The following is a 20744-nucleotide window of genomic DNA, read 5'->3' on the forward strand; positions in this document are numbered from 1 at the left end:
CCGGCTCCAACCGGGACCGCACAGCTCTGGAGGCCAGCACTGTACCTGTAGGAGCCGGCTTGCCGGCGATGGGCTGCGCAGCAGCCCCAAAGGGTTAACCGGATATGTCAGGAGCAAGCACCATGTCACTGAGCGTCTTCGACCTGTTCAAGATCGGCATCGGCCCCTCCAGCTCCCACACGGTCGGCCCGATGCGCGCTGCCGCGCGTTTCGCCGAAGGCTTGCGCCGTGACGGCCTGCTGGCCAGCACCGCCAGCGTCAAGGCCGAGCTGTACGGCTCGCTGGGTGCCACGGGCAAAGGCCATGGCAGCGACAAGGCGGTACTGCTTGGCCTGGAAGGCGAGCACCCCGATACCGTCGACACCGAAGCCATTCCCGCCCGCCTGCAGGCAATCCGTGAAAGCGGCCACCTGCACCTGCTCGGTGAACACACCATCGCCTTCGTCGAGAAGCAGCACCTGGCGATGATCCGCAAGCCTTTGGCATACCACCCCAACGGCATGATCTTCCGCGCCTTCGATGCCGCCGGCCTGCAAATCCGCAGCCGGGAGTACTACTCGGTGGGCGGCGGTTTCGTGGTCGACGAAGAGGCCGCCGGGCAAGACCGCATCGTCGAGGACAGCACCGTACTCGCCTACCCGTTCAAGACTGCCAAGCAACTGCTCGGGCATTGCACCGCGCAGCAGCTGTCGGTGAGCCAGGTGATGCTGGCCAACGAGGCGGCCTGGCGCCCCGAGGCCGAAACCCGTGCGGGTCTGCTGCGGATCTGGCAGGTGATGCAGGATTGCGTCGCAGCCGGCTACCGGCACGAGGGCATCCTGCCGGGCGGGCTCAAGGTCAAACGCCGGGCACCGGCACTGTACCGCCAACTCAGCCAGCACCCGGAGGCCAACCTGCGCGACGCGTTGTCGGTACTTGACTGGGTCAACCTGTATGCCTTGGCGGTCAACGAGGAAAATGCCTACGGCGGGCGCGTGGTCACTGCACCGACCAACGGTGCGGCAGGCATCGTGCCGGCAGTACTGCACTACTACATGCGCTTCGTCCCCGGCGCCAGTGAAGACGGCGTCGTGCGTTTTCTACTGACTGCCGCGGCCATTGGCATCCTGTACAAGGAAAACGCCTCGATCTCCGGGGCCGAGGTCGGCTGCCAGGGCGAAGTCGGGGTGGCCTGCTCGATGGCAGCCGGCGCCTTGTGCGAAGTGATGGGCGGCAGCGTGCAACAGGTGGAAAACGCTGCCGAAATCGGCATGGAGCACAACCTGGGGCTGACCTGCGACCCGATCGGTGGGCTGGTACAGGTGCCCTGCATCGAGCGCAACGCCATGGGCTCGGTCAAGGCCATCAATGCGGTGCGCATGGCCCTGCGTGGCGACGGGCAGCACTACGTGTCGCTCGACAAGGTCATCCGCACCATGCGCCAGACCGGCGCCGACATGAAAAGCAAATACAAGGAGACCGCCCGCGGCGGTCTGGCCGTCAACATCATTGAATGTTGACCCGACAACAAACCAAGGAGTCATCGATGTCCGAAACACTGCACAAGACCCCGCTGCACGCCCTGCACCTGGAACTGGGCGCGCGCATGGTGCCATTCGCCGGCTTCGACATGCCGGTACAGTACCCGCTGGGCGTGCTCAAGGAGCACCTGCACACCCGTGAGCAGGCCGGCCTGTTCGATGTCTCGCACATGGGCCAGATCATCCTGCGCGGCAAGGATGCCGCCCAAGCCCTGGAAAGCCTGGTGCCAGTGGATATCATCGACCTGCCGGTGGGCATGCAGCGCTATGCCATGTTCACCAACGAGCAAGGTGGCATCCTCGACGACCTGATGGTTGCCAACCTGGGCGACGACACGCTGTTCCTGGTGGTCAACGCCGCCTGCAAGGAGCAGGATCTGGCCCATCTGCAGCAGCATATCGGGGACCGTTGCCAGATTCAGCCACTGTTCGAGGAACGTGCCCTGCTCGCCCTGCAAGGCCCGGCCGCAGTCACCGTGCTCGCGCGCCTGGCCCCGGAAGTGGCCGGCATGACCTTCATGCAGTTGCGCCCAGTCACCCTGCTGGGCGAAGACTGCTTCGTCAGCCGTTCGGGGTACACCGGCGAAGACGGTTATGAGATCTCGGTACCGGCCAAGGCTGCCGAAGCCCTGGCCAGACGCCTGCTGGCCGAGCCTGAAGTGCAGCCGATCGGCCTGGGCGCACGCGACTCTCTGCGCCTGGAAGCTGGCCTGTGCCTGTATGGCCACGACATGGACACCGCCACCACGCCGGTCGAGGCCAGCCTGCTCTGGGCCGTGTCCAAGGTCCGCCGCGCCGACGGTGCGCGCGCTGGCGGCTTCCCCGGGGCCGAGGTGATCTTTGCCCAGCAGCAAGCCGGCGTGGCCCGCAAGCGTGTTGGCCTGCTGCCACAGGAACGTACGCCCGTGCGTGAAGGCGCAGAGATTGTCGATGCAGCTGACAAGCCCGTGGGTAAAGTCAGCAGTGGTGGCTTCGGCCCGACACTTGGCGCACCGGTTGCTATGGGTTATGTCGATATCGAACATGGCGCGCTGGACACTCCGCTGTTTGCCCTGGTGCGCGGCAAGAAGGTTGCCCTGAAAGTCAGCAAAACGCCTTTTGTGGCGCAACGTTACTATCGCGGTTGAACGCGGTACATGAGGTTTGCGAGCAGGTCGACTTATTCGTTTTCGAACCTGCCCCATAACTTATGAACATGGCGCCAGGCCAGGCGCCATGCCGTTTGCGATGAATTGTTCAGTTATCGAAAAAAGCCCGATTTTCCAGCTGACCAAGGGCTTGTTTTTTTCTCGGGAGTTGGCGTAGAGTCATTGCACTGTGTTTGCATGGGTCGCAACAGTTCGTGACCTGGGCCAGTAGCCGCAATCTGCTACAACCCGTTGGACGTGACTTACTTTCCTGCAACCCAGCCCAGTACTCTTTCACTCTTGATAACGTGAAAGTAACTGTCATTAAAATTTAAGCTTCATAGGAAATAAGACAATGGCTGAGCGTCAGAACGGTACCGTCAAGTGGTTCAATGACGAGAAAGGTTACGGCTTCATCACCCCAGAAAGCGGTGCTGATCTGTTCGTGCACTTCCGTGCCATCGAGGGCAACGGCTTCAAGAGCCTGAAAGAAGGCCAGAAGGTTACCTTCGAAGCAGTTCAGGGCCAAAAAGGCCTGCAAGCTGACAAGGTTCAAGTCCTCGGCTAAGCCGGTCGCGACTTCGAAGAAAGCCCCTGCCCAGTGCAGGGTTTTTTTTTGCCCGTAGAATGGCGGCTTCGCCATTCGGAGCTGTCCTGCATGCCCAAGCCTCTGCTCTCACCCCAAGGTGACTTTCCGCCGGTCGGCCTGGGCCGGCGCCTGGCGGCGATGTTCTACGACTTCCTGTTGTGTACGGCCCTGCTGATCGTCACCGCAGGGGCCTACAAGATGATCCAGATGGCGATCATCGGCGAGGCACGCATGCGCGAGCTGACCGAGGCTGGTGCGCTGGACGGCGACCCGCTGCTATCGACGATCCTGCTGTTTGCGCTGTTCGGTTTCTTTGCCAAGTTCTGGACCCACGGCGGGCAGACGCTGGGCATGCAGGTATGGGGCGTGCGCGTGCAAAACCTTGATGGCAGCGCAATCAGCCTGTGGCAGGCGCTGCTGCGCTTTATCGTGTCGATCGCCTCATGGCTGTGCCTGGGGCTGGGGTTCTTCTGGTCGCTGATCGACAAGCGCAAGCGCGGCTGGCATGACATTTATTCGCAGACACAGCTGGTGCGGGTACCGAAACAGAAGAAATAAGCCAGTCAGTTGGCGTTGTCAGGGCTGCTTTGCAGCCCATCGCCTGCAAGCCAGCTCCCACTGGGACCGCGCAATTGCTGAGGTCTGCGCTGTACCTGTGGGAGCCGGTTTGCCGGCGATGGGCCGCAAAACGATTACCTGACTGGTATTAACCCTGAGGTCGGGTTTCTCGTGTCATCAGGCCATCATCCCGCCCGACGCAGCAACCATAAGCCGGCCAGTGCACACACACCGGCCGGGATCACCACCGCCAACAGCGGCGGGAAGCCGAACACCTGGCTCGAAGGGCCAAGCAGGTCGCCGGCAATACGGAATACAAAGCCCACCAGTACGCCAGTGAACACGCGCTGGCCGAGGGTCACCGAACGCAGCGGCCCGAAGATGAACGAAATCGCCATCAGGACCAACGCCGCGGTCACCGCCGGCTGCAGCACCTTGGTCCAGAATGCCAGCCAGTAACGGGCATTGTTCAGGCCCTGGTCGGACAGGTAATGGATGTAGTCCCACAGCCCGGTGATCGACAGCGACTCCGGGGCCAGCACCACGGTATTGAGCAGTTGTGGGGTCACCGAGACATCCCAGCGTTCTGCCGAGCTCTTCACCACTTCGGTGTGATCGCCACGGAAGTAGGTGGTGCTGACATCGCTGAGTACCCAATGATCGCTCTCATAACGCGCCCGGCGCGCGAAACTCGACGTGACGATCTTGCGCTCGTCGTCGAAGCGGTAGCGGGTCACACCCAGCAACAGGCCATTGGGCTGTACCGAGTTGATATGCACGAACTCATCACCCTGGCGGTGCCACATGCCGCGCTTGGAGCTCTGCGCCTCACCGCCGCCCTGGGCCAGGGAACGGTCGGCCTGGGCCTTGTTCTCGCTGATTGGCGCCACGTACTCGCCAATCAGCAGGCCGACCAGCATCAGCACCAGCATCGGCTTCATCACCGCCCAGACGATGCGCCCGATGGAAACCCCGGCGGCACGCATGATGGTCAGTTCGCTGCTGCTGGCCAGGCTGCCCAGGCCGATCAGGCAGCCGATCAGTGCCGCCATCGGCAACATGTCGTAGAGCCGGCGGGGCGCTGTAAGAAGCGTGAACCAGCCAGCATCCATGACGGTATAGGTATCGCTCAGGTCGCTCATTTCGTCGATGAAGGCGAACAACGAAGCCAGGCCCAGAATGATGCCCAGCACGGCCAGGATGGCCATCAGCACGCTCTGGCCGATGTAGCGGTCGAGTTTAACCATGGGCCACCTCCGCACGACGGGCGGCACGCTTGAGCCGTAGCGGCTCCCAGTACATCAGGCCCAGGCCGATGAGCAGGAACAGGCCATGCACCCACCACATGCCCAGGGCGATCGGCAGCTTGCCTTTCTCCAGAGCGCCACGTACGGAAATCAGCATCGTCAGGTAGGCCATGTACAGAAGAATCGCCGGCAGCAGCTTGAGGAAGCGGCCCTGGCGTGGATTGACCCGGGACAGCGGCACTGCCAGCAGGGTCACGATGAATACCAGGATCGGCAAGGAGATGCGCCATTGCAGCTCGGCACGTTCGCGTAGCCCGGCATTGCCGATCAGTTGGGAGGTAGGAATGGCTTCACGCTCGGTCACTTCCTCACTGACTTCAGGCTTGGGCAACAGCACGCCATAGGTGTCGTACTTGATCGCCCGGTAATCGGCCTGGCCAGGGTTGCCGTCATAGCGGTAGCCATTCTGCAACACCAGATAGCGATTGCCGTCGGCCTGCACTTCCTGGTGGCCCTTTTCGGCTACCAGCACGGACGGTGCACGGTCCTTGGTCTTGTCCTGGTTGAAGCGCTTCTCGGAGATGAACACACCGGTGAGGTTGCTGCGATCATCGGTCAGCTCCTCGGTGTAGGTCACCCGCGAACCGTCGCGCAGGGTCTGGAAGCGGCCCGGCACCAAGGTATCGAACTCGGTCAGGGCATCCTGCTGGCCAATGATCTGCTGCACCTGGGCAACGCCCAGTGGCGCCAGGCTCAGGCTCAGCCAGGCCACCAGCAAGGCGACCAGCGCTGCAGGTGCCATGGTCAGGCCGAGCAGGCGTTGCTGGCTCATGCCGGTGGCCGACAGCACGGTCATCTCGCTTTCCAGATACAGCCGGCCATAGGCCAGAAGGATGCCGAGGAACAGCCCCAATGGCAGGATCAGTTGCAAGAAACCGGGCAGGCGGAAGCCCATGATCAGGAACAGCACGCTCGGGTCGAGCACGCCCTGGGCCGCCTGGGCCAGGTACTTGATGAAACGCCCGCTCATGATGATCACCAGCAGCACTGCGCTGACGGCGCTCAAGGTCACCAGGACCTCGCGGGAGAGATAACGAAAGACGATCAAACCAGACACTCCTGGGTTGTCAGGGGCGGACTGCCAAACAAAGGCTTACGACAGCCAAGACCAATGCCGGTTCGCCGGGGGCGAACCTCCTTGTAAAGTGCGCGCATTATCCTGTGATTGGCCGCGCCTGTCACTTGGCCGCGCATCAAGGCTGACAACGGGGTTGTCAGCACGCTTGCCGCAGGCTCAAACTGGCAGCTTTTCCACTGGCCCGCGACCACGCGGCCAGGCCCGCCCAGAGCGCAAGAACTCAAAGCGCCAACTGCACAGATCATTCGGGGACCCTGACATGGAACTGGTTGTAAAAAGCGTAGCTGCTGCATCCGTAAAAACCGCCACCCTGGTCGTACCGGTCGGCGAAGGGCGCAAGCTCGGCGCCGTTGCCAAAGCTGTCGACCTGGCCACCGACGGTGCCATCAGTGCCGTGCTCAAGCGTGGCGACCTGGCCGGCAAGCCAGGCCAGACGCTGCTGCTGCAAAACCTGCCTGGCCTCAAGGCCGAGCGCGTACTGCTGGTGGGCAGCGGCAAGGACGAAGCCCTCGGTGACCGCGCCTGGCGCAAACTGGTCACCAGCGTTGCCGGCGTGCTGAAAGGCCTCAACGGCAGCGACGCGGTACTGGCACTGGACGACATCGCCGTCAGCAACCGTGATGCCCACTACGGCAAATACCGCCTGCTGGCCGAAACCCTGCTCGATGGCGAATACGTGTTCGACCGTTTCAAGAGCCAGAAAGCCGAGCCACGCGCGCTGAAAAAGATCACCCTGCTGGCCGACAAGGCCGGCCTGGCCGAAGTGGAGCGCGCGGCACACCACGCCACCGCCATCGCCACCGGCATGGCCTTCACCCGCGACCTGGGCAACCTGCCGCCGAACCTCTGCCACCCGAGCTACCTGGCCGAGCAGGCCAAGGAGCTGGGCAAGGCTCACAAAGGCCTCAAGGTCGAAGTGTTCGACGAGAAGAAGATCAAGGACCTGGGCATGGGCGCGTTCTACGCGGTCGGCCAGGGCAGCGAACAGCCGCCACGCCTGATCGTCCTGCAATACCAGGGCGCCAAGAAGAGCGATAAACCGTTCGTGCTGGTCGGTAAAGGCATCACCTTCGACACCGGCGGCATCAGCCTCAAGCCCGGTGCCGGCATGGACGAGATGAAGTACGACATGTGCGGCGCCGCCAGCGTGTTCGGCACCCTGCGCGCCGTACTTGAACTGAAGCTGCCGATCAACCTGGTATGCATCCTGGCCTGCGCCGAGAACATGCCGAGCGGCAACGCCACCCGGCCGGGCGACATCGTCACCACCATGAGCGGGCAGACCGTTGAAATCCTCAACACCGACGCCGAAGGCCGCCTGGTGCTGTGCGATGCACTGACCTACGCCGAACGTTTCAAGCCACAAGCGGTGATCGACATCGCGACCCTGACCGGCGCTTGCATCGTTGCCCTGGGCAGCCACACCGCAGGCCTGCTGGGCAACAACGACGAGCTGATCGGCCAGTTGCTCGACGCCGGCAAGCGCGCCGACGACCGCGCCTGGCAGCTGCCGCTGTTCGATGAGTACCAGGAGCAGCTGGACAGCCCGTTCGCCGACATCGCCAATATCGGTGGGCCGAAGGCCGGCACCATCACCGCCGCCTGCTTCCTGTCGCGGTTCGCCAAAGCCTACAACTGGGCGCACCTGGACATCGCCGGCACCGCCTGGGTCAGCGGGGGCAAGGACAAGGGCGCCACCGGCCGCCCGGTTCCGCTGCTGACCCAGTACCTGCTCGACCGCGCCAGCGCCTGATGCCGTGAGGCCGGTGATGCCCCAAGGCGTCACCGGCCGGCAGAGCGAACCATGAGTAAAGTCGATTTCTACATCCTGCCCACCGACTCGCTGTCGGCACGGCTGGATTTCGCCTGCAAGCTGTGCGAAAAGGCCTGGCGCCTCGGCCACCGGGTCTACCTGCATTGCCAGGACGCTGAACAGCGCAGCGAGCTGGACCAACGCCTGTGGCGCTTCAAGGGCGAAGCGTTCGTACCCCACGACCTGGCGGAGGCACATGCCGACGCCACAGTGGCCTTGGGCTTGGCCGACAACGCCGGCGAACATCGGGACCTTCTGATAAACCTGGGCGCTGATGTGCCCGGCTTTGTCGGGCAATTCGAGCGGGTTGCCGAAATCGTTGTCGAGCAAGCGGATATCCGCCAATCGGCCCGCGAACGATTCCGTTTCTACCGCGAACAGGGCTATGCTCTGCAAGACCACCGCTTACAGCGACTTTGACGACGATGGACAAGCCTTCCGCCCTACCCGATTCCGCCCATCTGCTTGACGACCTCGAGTCGATTCGCCAGTTGCTGGGCGACGCCGACCTGCAACCACCGCTGCTCACCGAGACGGTGGAACAGATTCCGCTGCTGCTCGACACCCCGGCCGGCAACACCCTGCCAGCACCTGAACCGGCTGCAGCACCCGCCGAAGCAGAACCCGAAGAAGACCCGCAGACCCGCCGCCAGGACACACTGCTGCACCTGGAGGCCGAGCTACGCGCCGCAGCGCAATTGATCATGCAGGACGTGATCAACGACTTCACCCCGCATATCGAAACCGAGATCAAGCGCCGGCTCGATGCGCGTATCGAGCGGCTGATCAAGCGTTCTGAATAAGCCTGACAAACGCGGCGCACTCTTCGCGGATTTACCCCGCGAAGAGTGCCCATAGGTCTTGCAGCTTGTCGCTTGAAGCTCGCAGCTCCGTTATACTTCCCGGCTTTCCCGAATAAATGCACAGGGTCCCGCCGCGCATGGATAAGACCTACCAGCCGCACGCCATCGAAACTTCCTGGTACAACACCTGGGAGTCCGAAAACTATTTCGCTCCACAAGGTGCAGGTGAGTCCTACACCATCATGATCCCGCCACCGAACGTGACGGGCAGCCTGCACATGGGCCACGGTTTCAACAACGCGATCATGGACGCCCTGATCCGTTTCCGTCGCATGCAGGGCCGCGACACCTTGTGGCAGCCGGGTACCGACCACGCCGGTATCGCCACCCAGATGCTGGTCGAGCGCCAGCTCGAAGCCAAGGGCCAGAACCGTCACGACCTTGGCCGTGACGCCTTCCTGGACAAGGTCTGGGAATGGAAAGAGCAGTCTGGCGGCAACATCAGCCGGCAGATCCGTCGCCTGGGTTCGTCGGTAGACTGGAGCCGCGAACGCTTCACCATGGATGACGGCCTGTCCGAAGCGGTCAAGGAAGCCTTCGTGCGCCTGCACGAAGACGGCCTGATCTACCGTGGCAAGCGCCTGGTCAACTGGGACACCAAGCTGCACACGGCCATCTCCGACCTCGAAGTGGAAAACCATGACGAGAAAGGCCACCTGTGGAACCTGCGTTACCCGCTGGCCGACGGTGCCAGAACTGCCGACGGCCAGGATTACCTGGTGGTTGCCACCACCCGCCCGGAAACCCTGCTGGGTGACGCTGCGGTAGCGGTCAACCCGAACGATGAGCGCTACCAGGCACTGATCGGCAAGTTCGTCGAGCTGCCGCTGGTCGGCCGTCGCATCCCGATCATCGCCGATGACTACTGCGACCCCGAGTTCGGCACCGGCTGCGTGAAGATCACCCCGGCCCACGACTTCAATGACTATGAAGTCGGCAAGCGCCACAACCTGCCGCTGCTCAACATCTTCGACAAGAACGCCCTGGTGCTGCCCGCCGCCCAGGCGTTCAACCTCGACGGCAGCGTCAATGAACAAGCGGACACCCGCCTGCCCGCCCAGTACGCCGGCCTCGACCGCTTCGTCGCGCGCAAGCAGATCGTCGCCGACCTGGACGCTCAGGGGCTGCTGGTCAGCATCGACGACCACGCTTTGAAAGTACCAAAGGGCGACCGCTCCGGCACCATCATCGAGCCATGGCTGACCGACCAGTGGTACGTTTCCACCAAGCCGCTGGCCGAACCTGCGATTGCCGCCGTTGAAGATGGCCGCATCCAGTTCGTGCCCAAGCAGTACGAAAACATGTACTTCTCCTGGATGCGCGACATCCAGGATTGGTGCATCAGCCGTCAGCTGTGGTGGGGCCACCGGATCCCGGCGTGGTACGACGAGGCCGGCCAGGTCTATGTCGGCCGCAACGAAGCCGAAGTGCGCGCCAAGCACAACCTGGGCACCGACGTGGTACTGCGCCAGGACGACGACGTGCTCGACACCTGGTTCAGCTCGGGGCTGTGGACCTTCTCCACCCTGGGCTGGCCGGAGCAGACCGAATTCCTCAAGAAATTCCACTCCACCGACGTGCTGGTCACAGGCTTTGACATCATCTTCTTCTGGGTTGCCCGGATGATCATGCTGACCATGCACCTGATCAAGAACGAGGATGGCACCCCGCAGGTCCCGTTCAAGACCGTGTACGTGCACGGCCTGGTACGTGACGGCCAGGGCCAGAAGATGTCCAAGTCCAAGGGCAACGTGCTTGACCCGCTGGACATCGTTGACGGCATCACCCTGGACGCCCTGCTGGAAAAACGCACCAGCGGCATGATGCAGCCCAAGCTGGCCGAGAAGATCGCCAAGCAGACCAAGGCCGAGTTCCCGGAAGGCATTGCCAGCTACGGCACCGACGCCCTGCGCTTCACCTTCTGCTCGCTGGCCTCCACTGGCCGCGACATCAAGTTCGACATGGGCCGCGTCGAAGGCTATCGCAACTTCTGCAACAAGATCTGGAACGCCGCCCGCTATGTGCTGGACAAAGGCGAGGACTGCGGCCAGAACGGCGAAGCCTATGAACTGTCGCTGGCCGACCGCTGGATCATCTCGCAGCTGCAACGCACCGAAGCCGAAGTGACCCGCCAGCTCGAGCAGTTCCGTTTCGACCTGGCCAGCCAGGCCCTGTACGAGTTCATCTGGAACCAGTACTGCGACTGGTACCTGGAACTGTCCAAGCCGGTACTGTGGGACGAAAACGCTCCGGTAGAGCGCGCCCGCGGCACCCGTCGCACCCTGGTGCGCGTGTTGGAAGTGGCGCTGCGCCTGGCTCATCCGTTCATGCCGTTCATCACCGAAGAAATCTGGCAGCGCATCGCGCCGCTGGCAGGCATCGACGGCAAGACCATCATGCTGCAGCCGTGGCCAGTGGCTAACGAAAGCCGCATCGATGCCGCCGCCGAAGGCGATATCGAATGGCTCAAGGAGCTGATGGTCGGCCTGCGTAACATCCGCGCCGAAATGAACATCGGCCCGGGCAAGCCCCTGCCACTGTTCCTGAAGAACGCCAGCGCCGACGACCAGCGCCGCCTGCAGGAAAACGAAGCCCTGCTCAAGAAGCTGGCCAAGGTCGAGTCGTTCACCGTGCTCGGCGAGGCCGACGAAGCGCCGCTGTCGGCCACCGCACTGGTGGGCGATCTGCAGGTGCTGGTGCCGATGGCCGGCCTGATCGACAAGGACGCCGAGCTGGCTCGCCTGAACAAGGAAATCCAGCGCCTGCAAGGTGAAGTGCAACGCGTCGGCGGCAAGCTGTCGAACGCCGCCTTCGTCGACAAGGCACCGCCTGCGGTGATCGAGAAGGAGCGCGCCAAGCTGGCCGAGTCCGAGCAGGCCCTGGCCAACTTCACCGAGCAGCATGCGCGGATCGCTGCGCTGTAACAGTTACATCGCTGACTGACCGGCGGGGGCTTCGCCCCCGATCGCGACACAAGGCCGCCCCTACAGATTCGATGCCGGATTCAACGGCACCGCTTCCTGTAGGAGCGGCCTTGTGTCGCGAAAGGGCCGCACAGCGGCCCCAGGCCAGCGATGCCCATTTGGATTCAAGCATGACCCAGAAACCCACCCTGCACCCGCGCAACCGCCATCAGGGGCGCTACGACTTCCCCAGCCTGATCAAGGCCCACCCGGACCTGGCTCGCTTCACCATCACCAACCCCCACGGCAAACCCAGCATCGACTTCGCCAACCCCGAAGCCGTGCGGGTGTTCAACCGCGCCTTGCTCAAGGCCCAGTACGGCATCCAGCACTGGGACATTCCCGCCGATTACCTGTGCCCGCCGATACCCGGCCGCGCCGACTATATCCACGTCGCCGCCGACCTGTTGGCCGAGGACAACGCTGGCGAAGTGCCCAAAGGCGCTCAGGTGCGCGCCCTGGACATTGGCGTGGGTGCCAACTGCATCTACCCGCTGCTCGGCCACAGCGATTACCGCTGGCGCTTCCTCGGCTCGGACATCGACCCGGTGGCACTGGCCTCGGCCAAGGCGATCGTCCAGGCCAACAACCTGAGCAAAGCCATCGCACTACGTCAGCAGAACAACGCCAAGCTCATTCTCGGTGGCCTGCTCGAGGAAGACGAACGCTTCGACCTGACCTTGTGCAACCCGCCCTTCCACGCCTCACGCGAGGAAGCCACCCGTGGCAGCCAGCGCAAGTGGAAGAACCTCGGCAAACAGGACCCCAAGCGCAAGCTGCCCGTGCTCAACTTCGGCGGGCAGAACAACGAGCTGTGGTGTGAAGGTGGCGAGATCCGCTTCGTCAGCCAGCTGGTTGGCGAAAGCGTGCAGTACGCTTTGCAAGTGCTGTGGTTCACCAGCCTGGTGTCCAAGGCCGGCAACCTGCCCGGCATCGAAGCGGCGCTGAAAAAGGCCGGCGCCAAGGCCGTACGTATCGTTGAGATGGGCCAGGGGCAGAAACAGAGCCGTATGGTCGCATGGAGCTTCCACGACCTTGGCCAACGCCAGGCCTGGAACGAGCGACGCAAATCACAGGCATGAAAAAACCGCGCCCGGGCAAGCCGGGCGCGGTTTGGTCAATGCATCAACGAATTACTTGTTGATAGCGTCGGTCAGCGACTTGGCCGGCACGAACTTGACGACTTTCTTGGCAGCGATTTCGATGGCGGCGCCAGTCGAAGGGTTGCGGCCGGTACGGGCAGGACGCTCGGAGACTTTCAGCTTGCCGATGCCTGGCAGGGTGATTTCAGCGCCGTTTTCCAGCTGGTCGGCAACGATCTGGCCCAGTTGCTCCAGAGCGTTTTTGGCGGTGGCTTTCGGCTGAGCGATCGACTCGGCGATATCGGCAATCAGTTGGTCTTTGGTCAATGCCATGGTGGTGTTCCTTCCCTATCAAATTCAGTGGTTATGCAGCGCTCTACGACGTTATCGGGCCAGCCCCTGAAGTTTGGAGGGCCGCGCCAATCGGGCATGTAGATGCGTAAATCGGCGTTTGGTTCGACACGGCGCAAGCGCGCTGCCAGCAATGCGCCACCCGAGGTGCGCAAGACCGCGCAAAGCTACCACAGGAATGGATAAATATCCGCTGCCCGCTTCAATTTAGTGCAGGTTTTTCGGGGGTTTTAGCCAAATTCGCAAAAAATTGAACAAAAAAACAACAACCGGCATTTCTGCCAACATCCGGCCACTGCATCACCTGTCGTCTGGGGTAAACTTGACGACTTTTGCAGCGCGGCGCCTGGCCGCCCACGACTGACCGAGAATTCCATGCCAATCCGTCATTGCATCGTTCACCTGATCGACAAGAAGCCCGATGGCAGCCCCGCCGTGCTCCACGCACGGGATACCGAGCTGGGTGCATCGGACGCTATCGAAAACCTGCTGGCCGACCTCAACGACAGCTACAACGCCAAGCAGGGCAAAGCCTGGGGCTTCTTCCACGGCGAATCCGGCGCCTACCCGCTGAGCGGCTGGCTCAAGCAGTACCTGGAACAGGAAAAGGACTTTGCCGCCTTCAGCCGCGTTGCCGTCGAGCATCTGCAAAAGCTGATGGAAGAATCCAACCTGTCCACCGGCGGCCACATCCTTTTCGCCCACTACCAGCAAGGCATGACCGACTACCTGGCCATCGCCCTGCTGCACCATAGCGAAGGCGTGGCGGTGAACGCCGAGCTGGATGTAACACCCTCGCGTCACCTGGACCTCGGCCAGCTGCACCTGGCGGCACGCATCAACCTGTCGGAGTGGAAGAACAACCAGAACTCCAAACAGTACATCTCGTTCATCAAGGGCAAGAATGGCAAGAAGGTTTCGGATTACTTCCGCGACTTCATCGGCTGCCAGGAAGGCGTCGACGGCCCAGGCGAAACCCGCACCCTGCTCAAAGCCTTCAGCGACTTCGTCGAAAGCGAGGACCTGCCAGAAGAAGCCGCACGCGAAAAGACCCAGACCCTGGTCGACTACGCCACCACCCAGACCAAACTGGGCGAGCCGGTAACCTTGGAAGAGCTGTCCAGCCTGATCGACGAAGACCGCCCCAAGGCCTTCTACGACCACATCCGCAACAAGGACTACGGCCTGTCGCCAGAGATCCCGGCGGACAAACGCACCCTCAACCAGTTCCGCCGCTTCACCGGGCGCGCCGAAGGCCTGTCGATCAGCTTCGAAGCGCACCTGCTGGGGGACAAGGTGGAATATGACGAGGTGGCGGGCACACTGATCATCAAAGGCCTGCCGACGCAGCTGGTAGACCAGCTCAAGCGCCGCAAGGACTGATCAACCGCTGGCATAGGAGGCGACCAAAGCCTCCTTCGCGGCCTTGCGCAACTTCTTCACCAGGCGCTCCTGGCGCAATGCCTCGCCCTTGTCCGGCCACTGCTCGATGTAGACCAGCGCCTGCGCCGGGCTGGTCTTGAAATACCGCGCCCCCTGCCCTTTCTGATGCGCCACGAAACGCCGCTGCGGATCATCACTGATGCCGCAGTACAGCGAACCATTGGCAGCCCTCACCAGGTAGACATACCAAGGTTTGCAGATGGGGTTCTCGGATACGTCGCTCACGATGCTTGTGCCTGGCTGCAAAGCCGACAGCTTAACCGCTCAGTTCGCCTGCTGGAACGCACGCAGCCCTTTGAACGCCTGCTGGCGCACCTTGTTCTGCAGCATGGGCGACCACCCCAGCAACACACCGGGTGCACCCAGCGCCTGACGCGACCAGCGCCACAGGTCGAAGCTGTCGTCATGCTGGCAGATCAACCCGTCGCGGATGACGAAGCGCGCCTGGATATCGTTGACCACGGTACGGCCGGTCTGGCTGAACAGGTAGGTCGCCACCCAATGTGCACAGGCGCTGCGCTCGTCTGCGCGGACCTGGTCGAACGTCAGCGAGAAGTCCTTGGCGCGGGTGGTGAGCATACGCCACATGTCACCGGCATCACGGCCGCGCAGGGTACCGAAAACCGGGTCACTGAAGACGATGTCATCGCTGTAGCAAGCCACCATCGCTTCGGCGTCCAGCCGCTGGAAAGCTTGATAGAAGCGGGTGATCAGGTCACGGTTGGCGTCGCTCATGGGCAGGCCCGTCCTGGGAATGGAAAGCTGCACGATAATCCGTGGGCACAGGCAATGCCATGCCCATTTACAACATGAATGCCGGCTGGCTCTATGCAGGCTTCAGAGCCTTTCGCTACTGACTTTGACATGCAGCGCCCGCCCTGCCCCGAGGCCGAACACGATGGCCCCCACACCCAGTACGGCAAAGATCCAGCCCACTGCGGCCCAGCCGCCCGTCATGTCATGTACCAAGCCCACCGCAAAGGGGCCCATGGAGGCAAGGGTGTAACCCACGCCCTGGGCCATGCTCGACAGGTTGGCCGCCACGTGGGCGTCTTTCGAACGCAGCACGATCAACGTCAGTGCCAAGGCAAAAGTACCCCCCTGCCCCAGGCCCAGCAGCACCGCCCAGCCCCACAGGCCAGACAGCGGCGCATACAGGCAGCCGAACAGGCCGGCCAGGGTAATGAGCATGACCAGCACGATTGCCAGCCGCTGGTCTTTGCCCCGCGTGGCCAGCCAGGGTGCACTCAGCGAGCTGACCAGTTGCACGATCACCGAGCCGGAGAGCACCAGGCCCGCCTCGGTCGGGCTCAGACCACGGCCAATGAGGATAGACGGCAACCAGCCAAAAACGATATACGCCAGCGACGACTGCAACCCCATGTACAAAGTCACTTGCCAGGCCAGCGGATCGCGCCACAGCCCTTTCACTCGGTAAGCCACCTTGTGCAGGCCATGCCCCTGGCGCGCCTGGGGCAACCAGACCAGCATGGCCAGTAATGCAGGGATCATCCAGAAACCCAGGCCCAAGGCCCAACTGCCGTGCAAATGCTCGGTCAGCGGTACGGTGGCGCCTGCCGCCATGGCTGCGCCCAGGCAAAGGGCCATGGTGTAGACCCCCGTCAAGGTGCCGGCATGCTTGGGAAAATCACGTTTGACGATGCCAGGCAACAGCACACCGATGATGCCAATGCTGGCACCGGCCATGATGCTGCCAAGAAATACCCCGGTCGCCCCCCAAGCACTGCGCAGAACGATGCCCAGCGCCAGCGTCAGCAAGATGCCGACGATCACCCGCTCGCTGCCCCAGCGCCGCGCAAGCAGCGGCGCAAGCGGCGCGAACAGCCCAAGACAGAGCACTGGCAAGGTCGTCAGAAGCCCCGCCTGAGAGGCACTAAGGCCCAGGCTTTCACTGACCAGGCCAAGTACCGGGGCCATGCTCGACAGCGCCGGGCGCAGGTTCAGGGCGACCAGTACCAGGCCCAACAGCAGCAACCAGGGCCGCTGCAGCACCACAGGCTGGCCCTGCACTTGCGCATCATCGGCTTCGGCATCGATCAGCAGTTCATCCAGCTCGCGCTCGCGGGCAGGTGTGTCACGGGTCATTGGTTCAGCCATGGCCTTCTCGTGGTCAGGATTCGATGAGGGTCCGGCTCAGGCCCTTGGCCCGCTCCGGATCGCGTTGTTCGATGGCGTCGAGGATCTGGCCATGCAGATCGAAAGTGGCCTGGCAGCGCGGGACAGTGGCCATGTTGTGCTGCAACGCGGCAGCCACGACACCCGAGAAATAGCGGTACAACTCGCTCAGCGCCGGGTTGTGTGCAGCGTCGATCAGGCGTTGGTGGAACGCCAGGTCGCAACTGATATAAGCATCCACATCACCGTGAAAATGTTCGGCGCTGCCTTTTAGCGCGATGCGCAGGGCACGCAAGTCGTCATCGGTACGCCGCAGTGCTGCCAGGCCTATCGCCTCGGTTTCGAGGATGTGCCGCGTTTCCCTCGCCTGCTCCAGCGTGCAGCGGGACATTGCCTGCACCGCCTGCAGTGGGTCCTGGCAAGTACGCAGGTAACTGCCATCGCCCTGGCGGATTTCCACCAGGCCGCTGAAGGCCAGCACGCGCATGGCCTCACGCACGGTATTGCGGCTGATGCCCAACTCCAAAGCCAGCTCCGGCTCGGTGGGCAGGCGCTGCCCTACCCGCCAGTCACCTTGGAGGATGCGCTCACGCATGCGCTCCACCGCGAGCTCTACCAAGGATCGCTTGGTCAATTCACTGCCCATGCCTAATCAACCAATCATCCGACGAATTTGCGTATGTTAAGCCAGCGTGGGGGGCAGATCAAATCACCGCGCCGGCCAAACCAGTGGGGCCGCTATGCGGCCCCACTGGATATCAGCTCAGCGCATCAATCAGCGCCTGGTTCATTTCTGGCGTACCGATGGTGATACGCAGGAACTGGGCAATCCGCTGTTGCTTGAAGTGGCGCACAATCACACCTTGCTCACGCAGACGTGCCGCCAGCTGCGCCGCATCCTCCTGCGGGTGGCGGGCGAAGATGAAGTTGGCCGCCGATGGCAGCACCTCGAAACCCTTGGCAGTCAACTGTTCCACCAGTGCCTCACGGCTGTCGATCACCTTGCGGCAGGTGTCTTCGAAGTACGCCTGGTCTTCGAATGCCGCAGCGGCACCGACGATCGCCATGCGGTCCAGTGGATACGAGTTGAAGCTGTTCTTGATCCGCTCCAGCGCCTCGATGAGGTCCGGGTGCCCTACCGCCAGGCCAACCCGCAGGCCCGCCAGCGAGCGCGACTTCGACAGGGTCTGGGTCACCAGCAGGTTGTCGTAGCGGTTCACCAGGCTGATAGCCGTCTGGCCACCAAAGTCGATATAGGCTTCATCGACCACCACCACCGAGTCGCGGTTGGCCTGCAACAACTGCTCGATTGCCTGCAGCGGCAACAGGCAACCGGTCGGCGCATTCGGGTTGGGGAAGATGATCCCGGCGTTAGGCTTCTGGTAGTCCTCGACACGGATCTGGAACTGTTCATCCAGCGCCACAGGCTCGAACGGGATGCCATACAGGCCGCAGTAGACCGGGTAGAAGCTGTAGCTGATGTCCGGGAACAACAGCGGGCCGCCGTGCTGGAACAGGCCGTGGAAAATGTGCGCCAGCACCTCGTCCGAGCCGTTGCCTACGAACACCTGCCCAGTGGTTACACCGTAATACTCGGCTACCGCCTGCTTGAGCCGGTCACCATTGGGGTCCGGGTACAGCCGCAGGTTGTCGTTCAGCTCGCCGCGCATGGCCTCCAGCGCCTTGGGCGACGGGCCATAGGGGTTTTCGTTGGTATTGAGCTTGACCAACCGGGCCAGCTTGGGCTGCTCCCCGGGGACGTAAGGCACCAGGCCCTTGACGAAGGGGCTCCAGAATCGACTCATGCTCAGTTCCCCTTGTCTTGGGTCAGGATACGGTATTCGGCGCTGCGGGCGTGGGCGGTCAGCGACTCGCCACGGGCCAGGACCGAGGCAGTGTGGCCCAGCTCGGATGCACCCTGCTCGGAGCAGAAGATGATCGACGAACGCTTCTGGAAGTCATAAACACCCAGTGGCGACGAGAAACGCGCGGTACCGGAAGTCGGCAGCACATGGTTGGGGCCGGCGCAGTAGTCGCCGAGCGCTTCGCTGGTGTGACGGCCCATGAAGATCGCGCCCGCGTGACGGATCTGCCCCAGCCAGGCCTGCGGATCGGCGACCGACAGCTCCAGGTGTTCGGGGGCAATGCGATTGGCCACCTCGATGGCTTGCTGCATGTCGCGCACCTGGATCAACGCGCCCCGGCCATTGATCGATTTCTCGATGATCTCGGCGCGTTCCATGGTTGGCATCAGCTTGTCGATGCTGGCGGCCACACGGTCGAGGAATTCGGCATCCGGGCTGACCAGAATGGCCTGGGCATCTTCGTCGTGCTCGGCCTGCGAGAACAGGTCCATGGCGATCCAGTCGGGGTCCGTCTGGCCGTCGCACACCACGAGGATTTCCGAAGGGCCGGCAATCATGTCGATACCCACTTGGCCAAACACGTGGCGCTTGGCGGTGGCCACGTAGATGTTGCCTGGGCCGACGATCTTGTCTACCTGTGGCACGCTCTCGGTGCCATATGCCAGGGCCGCGACCGCTTGGGCACCACCGACGGTGAACACGCGGTCGACACCTGCGATGCAGGCTGCAGCCAGGACCAGCTCGTTGACTTCACCGCGCGGCGTAGGCACCACCATGACCACTTCAGCCACGCCCGCGACCTTGGCCGGGATGGCGTTCATCAGTACCGACGACGGATAGGACGCTTTTCCGCCAGGTACATACAAGCCGGCGCGATCGAGCGGGGTAACCTTCTGCCCCAATACGGTACCGTCGGCCTCGGTGTACTGCCAGGAGTCCTGCTTTTGCCGCTCGTGGTAGATACGCACGCGCTCGGCGGCCTTCTCCAGGGCGGTACGCTGGGCGTCGGTGATGCGGGTCAGGGCCAGTTCCAGACGTTCACGCCCAAGGATCAGGTCGTTGATGGACGTAGCGCTTACACCATCGAAACGCTGGGTGAATTCCACCAGCGCCGCATCGCCACGCTCGCGCACGGCCTTGATGATGTCGAGCACGCGCTGGTTGACCGCGTCATCGGACACACTTTCCCAGCTCAGCAGATGATCCAGATGTCGGGCGAAATCCGGATCAGCGGCGTTGAGACGGGCAATTGCAGTGGACACGGTCATGGCGAGGGCCTCGATTATTAGCGAATGCTCAGGCGCCCTAGGCTACCAGTCCATCCGCGCGGGCACCCGAGAAAAGTGGCTATGACGCGGATAGACGGGCGCGACAGCAGAGGTCGCGCGTTCGAGTCAGCCGCGGTGTCGCGTTTCGACAGCGTGACGCAGGGTGTCGATCAGGCTCTGGATGCGGGCATGCTGCATCTTCATGGATGCCTTGTTGACCACCAGGCGCGAGCTGATCGTGGCGATCAGGTCCTGGGGCTCCAGGCCATTGGCGCGCAGGGTGTTGCCGGTGTCGACCACGTCGATGATCTTGTCGGCGAGATTGATCAGCGGCGCCAGCTCCATCGAACCGTACAGTTTGATGATGTCGACCTGGCGGCCTTGCTCGGCATAGTAGCGCTTGGCTACGTTGACGAACTTGGTGGCAACCCGCAAGCGGCCCTTGGGCTCGGGAGCACCGACCACGCCTGCGGTCATCAGCTTGCAGCGGGCGATCTGCAGGTCCAGCGGCTCATACAAGCCCTGGCCACCGTACTCCATCAGCACGTCCTTGCCCGCCACACCGAGGTCGGCGGCACCATGCTCGACATAGGTCGGCACGTCGGTGGCGCGCACGATCAGCAGACGCACGTCGTCCTGGGTGGTTGGAATGATCAGCTTGCGGCTCTTGTCCGGATTCTCGGTCGGCACGATACCGGCCTCGGCCAGCAATGGCAGGGTATCGTCGAGGATGCGGCCTTTGGAAAGCGCGATGGTCAACATTGGAACGTCGGTCCTTAAG

At 62.7% G+C, this 20744-nt stretch carries 20 protein-coding genes; 10 read left to right on the forward strand and 10 right to left on the reverse strand.

Features of this window, described 5'->3' with window-relative positions; all coding sequences use genetic code 11:
* Positions 1-122: 122 nt before the first annotated feature.
* The 4 genes from ACEWE8_RS00790 to ACEWE8_RS00805 all read left to right on the forward strand — a co-directional run bounded on the left by ACEWE8_RS00790 (position 123) and on the right by ACEWE8_RS00805 (position 3794).
* Positions 123-1499: an L-serine ammonia-lyase gene (locus ACEWE8_RS00790; protein ID WP_046784430.1), complete on the forward strand. Its 1377-nt coding sequence runs from the start codon at positions 123-125 to the stop codon at positions 1497-1499.
* 26 nt (positions 1500-1525) lie between these two features.
* Positions 1526-2647, forward strand: coding sequence for a glycine cleavage system aminomethyltransferase GcvT (gcvT, locus tag ACEWE8_RS00795; protein ID WP_046784431.1), 1122 nt, complete (start codon positions 1526-1528; stop codon positions 2645-2647).
* 355 nt (positions 2648-3002) lie between these two features.
* Complete coding sequence (locus ACEWE8_RS00800; RefSeq protein ID WP_012316046.1) at positions 3003-3215, forward strand: cold-shock protein; 213 nt, start codon at positions 3003-3005, stop codon at positions 3213-3215.
* Positions 3216-3305: 90 nt separating this feature from the next.
* Positions 3306-3794: an RDD family protein gene (locus tag ACEWE8_RS00805; protein WP_012316047.1), complete on the forward strand. Its 489-nt coding sequence runs from the start codon at positions 3306-3308 to the stop codon at positions 3792-3794.
* 185 nt (positions 3795-3979) lie between these two features.
* On the opposite strand, the gene lptG is transcribed toward ACEWE8_RS00805, so the two are convergent.
* Together lptG and lptF are read right to left on the reverse strand one after the other, a co-directional pair.
* Entirely contained in the window at positions 3980-5041 is a 1062-nt protein-coding gene (gene lptG, locus ACEWE8_RS00810; protein WP_046784432.1) for an LPS export ABC transporter permease LptG, read from the reverse strand.
* A complete protein-coding gene (lptF, locus tag ACEWE8_RS00815) occupies positions 5034-6149 on the reverse strand; it encodes an LPS export ABC transporter permease LptF (RefSeq protein WP_012316049.1) in 1116 nt (371 codons plus the stop codon). Before lptF ends, lptG begins: the two co-directional genes overlap by 8 nt.
* Positions 6150-6438: 289 nt before the next feature.
* Here lptF and ACEWE8_RS00820 point away from each other — a divergent pair, with 289 nt between their 5' ends.
* The 5 genes from ACEWE8_RS00820 to rlmF all read left to right on the forward strand — a co-directional run bounded on the left by ACEWE8_RS00820 (position 6439) and on the right by rlmF (position 12900).
* Complete coding sequence (locus tag ACEWE8_RS00820) at positions 6439-7932, forward strand: leucyl aminopeptidase (RefSeq protein WP_046784433.1); 1494 nt, start codon at positions 6439-6441, stop codon at positions 7930-7932.
* Between the two features lie 51 nt (positions 7933-7983).
* The gene (locus ACEWE8_RS00825; RefSeq protein WP_012316051.1) at positions 7984-8412 is read left to right on the forward strand and encodes a DNA polymerase III subunit chi; all 429 of its coding nucleotides are present in this window, start codon (positions 7984-7986) and stop codon (positions 8410-8412) included.
* A gap of 5 nt (positions 8413-8417) precedes the next feature.
* Complete coding sequence (locus ACEWE8_RS00830) at positions 8418-8795, forward strand: hypothetical protein (protein WP_012316052.1); 378 nt, start codon at positions 8418-8420, stop codon at positions 8793-8795.
* 137 nt (positions 8796-8932) lie between these two features.
* Positions 8933-11779, forward strand: coding sequence for a valine--tRNA ligase (locus ACEWE8_RS00835; protein WP_046784434.1), 2847 nt, complete (start codon positions 8933-8935; stop codon positions 11777-11779).
* Between the two features lie 170 nt (positions 11780-11949).
* Positions 11950-12900 (forward strand): 23S rRNA (adenine(1618)-N(6))-methyltransferase RlmF, encoded by a 951-nt coding sequence (rlmF, locus tag ACEWE8_RS00840; RefSeq protein WP_046784435.1) that lies wholly within the window; start codon positions 11950-11952, stop codon positions 12898-12900.
* A 51-nt stretch (positions 12901-12951) separates the two neighbouring features.
* On the opposite strand, the gene ACEWE8_RS00845 is transcribed toward rlmF, so the two are convergent.
* A complete protein-coding gene (locus ACEWE8_RS00845) occupies positions 12952-13233 on the reverse strand; it encodes an HU family DNA-binding protein (protein ID WP_012316055.1) in 282 nt (93 codons plus the stop codon).
* 393 nt (positions 13234-13626) lie between these two features.
* On the opposite strand from ACEWE8_RS00845, the gene yejK reads away from it, so the two are divergent.
* A complete protein-coding gene (gene yejK / locus ACEWE8_RS00850) occupies positions 13627-14634 on the forward strand; it encodes a nucleoid-associated protein YejK (RefSeq protein WP_012316056.1) in 1008 nt (335 codons plus the stop codon).
* Here yejK and ACEWE8_RS00855 read toward each other — a convergent pair whose 3' ends face one another.
* The 7 genes from ACEWE8_RS00855 to hisG form a co-directional block, all read right to left on the reverse strand.
* The gene (locus ACEWE8_RS00855; protein ID WP_223255081.1) at positions 14635-14922 is read right to left on the reverse strand and encodes a GIY-YIG nuclease family protein; all 288 of its coding nucleotides are present in this window, start codon (positions 14920-14922) and stop codon (positions 14635-14637) included.
* 36 nt (positions 14923-14958) lie between these two features.
* Entirely contained in the window at positions 14959-15429 is a 471-nt protein-coding gene (locus ACEWE8_RS00860) for a nuclear transport factor 2 family protein (protein ID WP_046784437.1), read from the reverse strand.
* Between the two features lie 102 nt (positions 15430-15531).
* Positions 15532-16812, reverse strand: a complete 1281-nt coding sequence (locus ACEWE8_RS00865) for an MFS transporter (RefSeq protein ID WP_046784438.1) — start codon at positions 16810-16812, stop codon at positions 15532-15534.
* A gap of 13 nt (positions 16813-16825) precedes the next feature.
* Positions 16826-17476, reverse strand: coding sequence for a FadR/GntR family transcriptional regulator (locus ACEWE8_RS00870; protein WP_046784439.1), 651 nt, complete (start codon positions 17474-17476; stop codon positions 16826-16828).
* Between the two features lie 112 nt (positions 17477-17588).
* Positions 17589-18635 carry a histidinol-phosphate transaminase gene (hisC, locus tag ACEWE8_RS00875; protein WP_046784440.1) on the reverse strand — a complete coding sequence of 349 codons (1047 nt, stop codon included), beginning with the start codon at positions 18633-18635 and terminating at the stop codon, positions 17589-17591.
* 2 nt (positions 18636-18637) lie between these two features.
* Positions 18638-19963, reverse strand: a complete 1326-nt coding sequence (hisD, locus tag ACEWE8_RS00880) for a histidinol dehydrogenase (protein WP_046784441.1) — start codon at positions 19961-19963, stop codon at positions 18638-18640.
* 126 nt (positions 19964-20089) lie between these two features.
* Positions 20090-20725 (reverse strand): ATP phosphoribosyltransferase, encoded by a 636-nt coding sequence (gene hisG / locus ACEWE8_RS00885; RefSeq protein ID WP_046784442.1) that lies wholly within the window; start codon positions 20723-20725, stop codon positions 20090-20092.
* Positions 20726-20744 lie beyond the last annotated feature (19 nt).

The sequence above is a fragment of the Pseudomonas sp. TR47 genome (genome assembly GCF_044143025.1).
Classification (GTDB): domain Bacteria; phylum Pseudomonadota; class Gammaproteobacteria; order Pseudomonadales; family Pseudomonadaceae; genus Aquipseudomonas; species Aquipseudomonas putida_E.

Bases quoted from the DNA above. Each gene is read 5' to 3' on its own strand.
- ACEWE8_RS00790 (WP_046784430.1), top strand. From the start codon at position 123: ATGTCACTGAGCGTCTTCGACCTGTTCAAGATCGGCATCGGCCCCTCC.
- gcvT (WP_046784431.1), top strand. From the start codon at position 1,526: ATGTCCGAAACACTGCACAAGACCCCGCTGCACGCCCTGCACCTGGAA.
- ACEWE8_RS00800 (WP_012316046.1), top strand. From the start codon at position 3,003: ATGGCTGAGCGTCAGAACGGTACCGTCAAGTGGTTCAATGACGAGAAA.
- ACEWE8_RS00805 (WP_012316047.1), top strand. From the start codon at position 3,306: ATGCCCAAGCCTCTGCTCTCACCCCAAGGTGACTTTCCGCCGGTCGGC.
- lptG (WP_046784432.1), bottom strand. From the start codon at position 5,041: ATGGTTAAACTCGACCGCTACATCGGCCAGAGCGTGCTGATGGCCATC.
- ACEWE8_RS00820 (WP_046784433.1), top strand. From the start codon at position 6,439: ATGGAACTGGTTGTAAAAAGCGTAGCTGCTGCATCCGTAAAAACCGCC.
- ACEWE8_RS00825 (WP_012316051.1), top strand. From the start codon at position 7,984: ATGAGTAAAGTCGATTTCTACATCCTGCCCACCGACTCGCTGTCGGCA.
- ACEWE8_RS00830 (WP_012316052.1), top strand. From the start codon at position 8,418: ATGGACAAGCCTTCCGCCCTACCCGATTCCGCCCATCTGCTTGACGAC.
- ACEWE8_RS00835 (WP_046784434.1), top strand. From the start codon at position 8,933: ATGGATAAGACCTACCAGCCGCACGCCATCGAAACTTCCTGGTACAAC.
- rlmF (WP_046784435.1), top strand. From the start codon at position 11,950: ATGACCCAGAAACCCACCCTGCACCCGCGCAACCGCCATCAGGGGCGC.
- ACEWE8_RS00845 (WP_012316055.1), bottom strand. From the start codon at position 13,233: ATGGCATTGACCAAAGACCAACTGATTGCCGATATCGCCGAGTCGATC.
- yejK (WP_012316056.1), top strand. From the start codon at position 13,627: ATGCCAATCCGTCATTGCATCGTTCACCTGATCGACAAGAAGCCCGAT.
- ACEWE8_RS00860 (WP_046784437.1), bottom strand. From the start codon at position 15,429: ATGAGCGACGCCAACCGTGACCTGATCACCCGCTTCTATCAAGCTTTC.
- ACEWE8_RS00865 (WP_046784438.1), bottom strand. From the start codon at position 16,812: ATGGCTGAACCAATGACCCGTGACACACCTGCCCGCGAGCGCGAGCTG.
- ACEWE8_RS00870 (WP_046784439.1), bottom strand. From the start codon at position 17,476: ATGGGCAGTGAATTGACCAAGCGATCCTTGGTAGAGCTCGCGGTGGAG.
- hisC (WP_046784440.1), bottom strand. From the start codon at position 18,635: ATGAGTCGATTCTGGAGCCCCTTCGTCAAGGGCCTGGTGCCTTACGTC.
- hisD (WP_046784441.1), bottom strand. From the start codon at position 19,963: ATGACCGTGTCCACTGCAATTGCCCGTCTCAACGCCGCTGATCCGGAT.
- hisG (WP_046784442.1), bottom strand. From the start codon at position 20,725: ATGTTGACCATCGCGCTTTCCAAAGGCCGCATCCTCGACGATACCCTG.